Genomic DNA, 2,643 nt, shown 5'->3' on the forward strand with positions numbered 1-2,643 from the left:
CCGATGGCGGCTGCCGCCTTGACGCCCGTGTCGAGGGCATTGACGGACGGTGACACGCCGGCGTCGGAGTTCGCCTTGACGCCTTCCGAGATACCTTTGACCTGCGCGCCTACGCCGGTCTTTAGGTTTGCACTCACGCTGTCGAAATAACCTGTGTCCGCCATAACCATTTACAGATTTTTATTTATTACTCCTCTGGAATCAAATGGGTTATAAAGTAACGGAACGATGAAGCGATTTTAGTTGAATTTGCTTTAAAATTCTCTTCACAACTCCATTCATTATGCCATATATCCATTACAATATAGTAAATACACAATGTTTTGTTATGGATTGCATAAAGATTGTTCCCGGAATCTATGGCAAAAGGTAAAAAACTTTTTGAAATCATATTTCTTTCCCATAATGATCGAGATGTTTCCTCTATTGTCTGAATACCTTTAAGAGGATATTTGATTGGAAGGAAAATATTTATTTCAACTTCATCCATATCTTCATCTTGTGGTGAAAAGAAATTCAGATTAGGCATACCACCATTGTTTTTGAGATAAAAATTCTTCATCGTGGTTGGGAGTTTGAATTTCGTATTTTTCTCAAACTCCAACCAATCCTCAGATGACAGTTTTTTTGCTGAAGTTTCTATTTTCAGTTTCTCCTTGCTCGTCCTTTCCTTTCTGATCAAGTTGTCATCTGATTCTTTGGGTTCGTATTTCAACATTGAGAGGAACTGGTCAAATGAACTGCTTATAAAAATGGGAGGGTCAAAAATAAAAGCATCTTTATTTAATCCAATTAAAGGATAAAGTTCAACCACACCAGTTTTGACATTTACACAGATTCTGTTAGGTCGCCCAGCTGTTATTCCAATAATAAGTTCATGAGAACCAATTGTTTGATGTGATCTTTGAATTAATGTCATACCTTCCATCGTACTTTCAGGTGCATTATGAAAATCTGCATTATATTTTATAGGCATGAATTTCTTAATTGTTATTTGCTCATCACCATTCAGTAGGAATAAATTTCCTATAGTTAGTCCTCCATTTACTGTATTGTAAAAGTTCTTAACGCATGACGGAATCGTGCAATAGAGCTTTTGTTCTACTTCTTTCCAATCGTCTTCACTCAACTGTTTATCAATATGAATAAGACTATCTTTTATTTTATTTAATTCCATTGTTTTTATGATGTTTTTTGATATGAGTTCTTTTTCTCTGATGGTTTTCTACCCATTAGCCATCCTTGACTTTGAGATTCTACAACAGCCGCTCGAGTATCATACTTATGCCCCATTAAATCCTGAAATTGTTTAACTGCCCCTGTATGACTTTCATACTTATGCCTACCTTCAGTTCTGACTAATACCATGGTACAAGTTCCTGTTATAGGATTAAAATCATCATTATGATGCCATGTGTAACCTGTAGCACTCTTTCGAGAAATACCAGCCTCTTTATATGCAGCAGTAAAATCTCGACCTCTACTTCCTTGCATTTTTATTGTAACCGTATTTTGCTGATTTCCAGTCACAGGGAACAAATCTGGGTCATTAGTTTCAAATTTTATTAGTCCGAATATATCACTCCACGCATTCGTATCATCGACATATCCGTAGAGGTTGAGTATTCTGCCAGCCAGTCCAATCGGATCTTGCGAGACATACATTCCCATCTTCGGCGAGTAGTACCTGAACCTGTTATATGCCAGTCCTGTCTCACGGTCATAATACTGTCCTTGGAACAGGAACGGCACCATTCCCTTGTTGCCCGTCTCCTCGATGACATTCCCGTCCATGTCGAGCATCCGGCTCCACACCTCGTTGCCATCGGCATCGTATGCCTCCGTCGGCGTTCCGAGCTGGTCGGTCAGTATCGAGTAGGACCTGCCTTCCTTTATCATTGCCATCGGTACGAACGACTCCTCGTCGAAGAGCCATACCGTCATGTCATGGCGTTCCGTGTCCGTGTTCCACCTGTCCTCCATGACGGAGTATTCCCTGCGCTGCTTCCACTGGTGCAGCGGCACGTTGCCGTTCCACACCCACCGCGTCACTGTCGTGCCGAAGCTCTTGGAGAGCCTGCGCCCGAGCGCGTCGTATGTGAACTCCACCTCCCTCTTGTCGGGCCGCACCACCTTTGCCAGGGAGCCGTCGGCGTTCCACCGGTATCTCCAGCGGTCCTTCTTGCCGTCAAGCCACTTTCCCGTGCCGAGGTAGCGTTCCGTCAGGTTGCCGTCAGCATCGTACTCGCAGTGCCATTCACCGTCCTGCTCCAGCCGTCCGCCACTGAGATAGCGGCGCAGCTTCATGTCCGGGTCGGGATACAGGTTCCCCACCGGGTCGCTCTTTCTCCACTGCTCCCTGCCGTCGGGGTATTCCGCCCTGTCGAGCTGCCCCGTCGGGGTGTAGGAGTAGCGGGTCTCGCCACGCCTGCTGTCCTCCACGGACAACAGCCTGTCGGCGACTCCCCAGCGGTAGCGGCGCATATGCCGTGTGCGCGAGTCCTTGCGTATGCGGGCATCCACCAGACGGCCTATGTCGTCGTAGGCGAACGAGCGGACGACGCCTCCCGGAAGGATGCGCTCCACCTCGAAGCCCAGCGTGTCGTGGCGGTGTGAGGATTCCCACGAGCCTGCGCCGTCGGC

2 protein-coding genes are annotated in these 2,643 nt (G+C 46.4%); both read right to left on the minus strand.

Features of this window, described 5'->3' with window-relative positions; genetic code table 11:
- Positions 1–187: 187 nt before the first annotated feature.
- Positions 188–1,177, minus strand: coding sequence for an SMI1/KNR4 family protein (locus HMPREF0999_RS10515; protein ID WP_008669248.1), 990 nt, complete (start codon positions 1,175–1,177; stop codon positions 188–190).
- 5 nt (positions 1,178–1,182) lie between these two features.
- On the minus strand, positions 1,183–2,643 hold a 1,461-nt coding region (locus HMPREF0999_RS10520; protein WP_009275912.1), incomplete at its 5' end, for an RHS repeat-associated core domain-containing protein.

The organism is Parabacteroides sp. D25 (assembly GCF_000307475.1).
Lineage (GTDB): Bacteria > Bacteroidota > Bacteroidia > Bacteroidales > Tannerellaceae > Parabacteroides > Parabacteroides distasonis.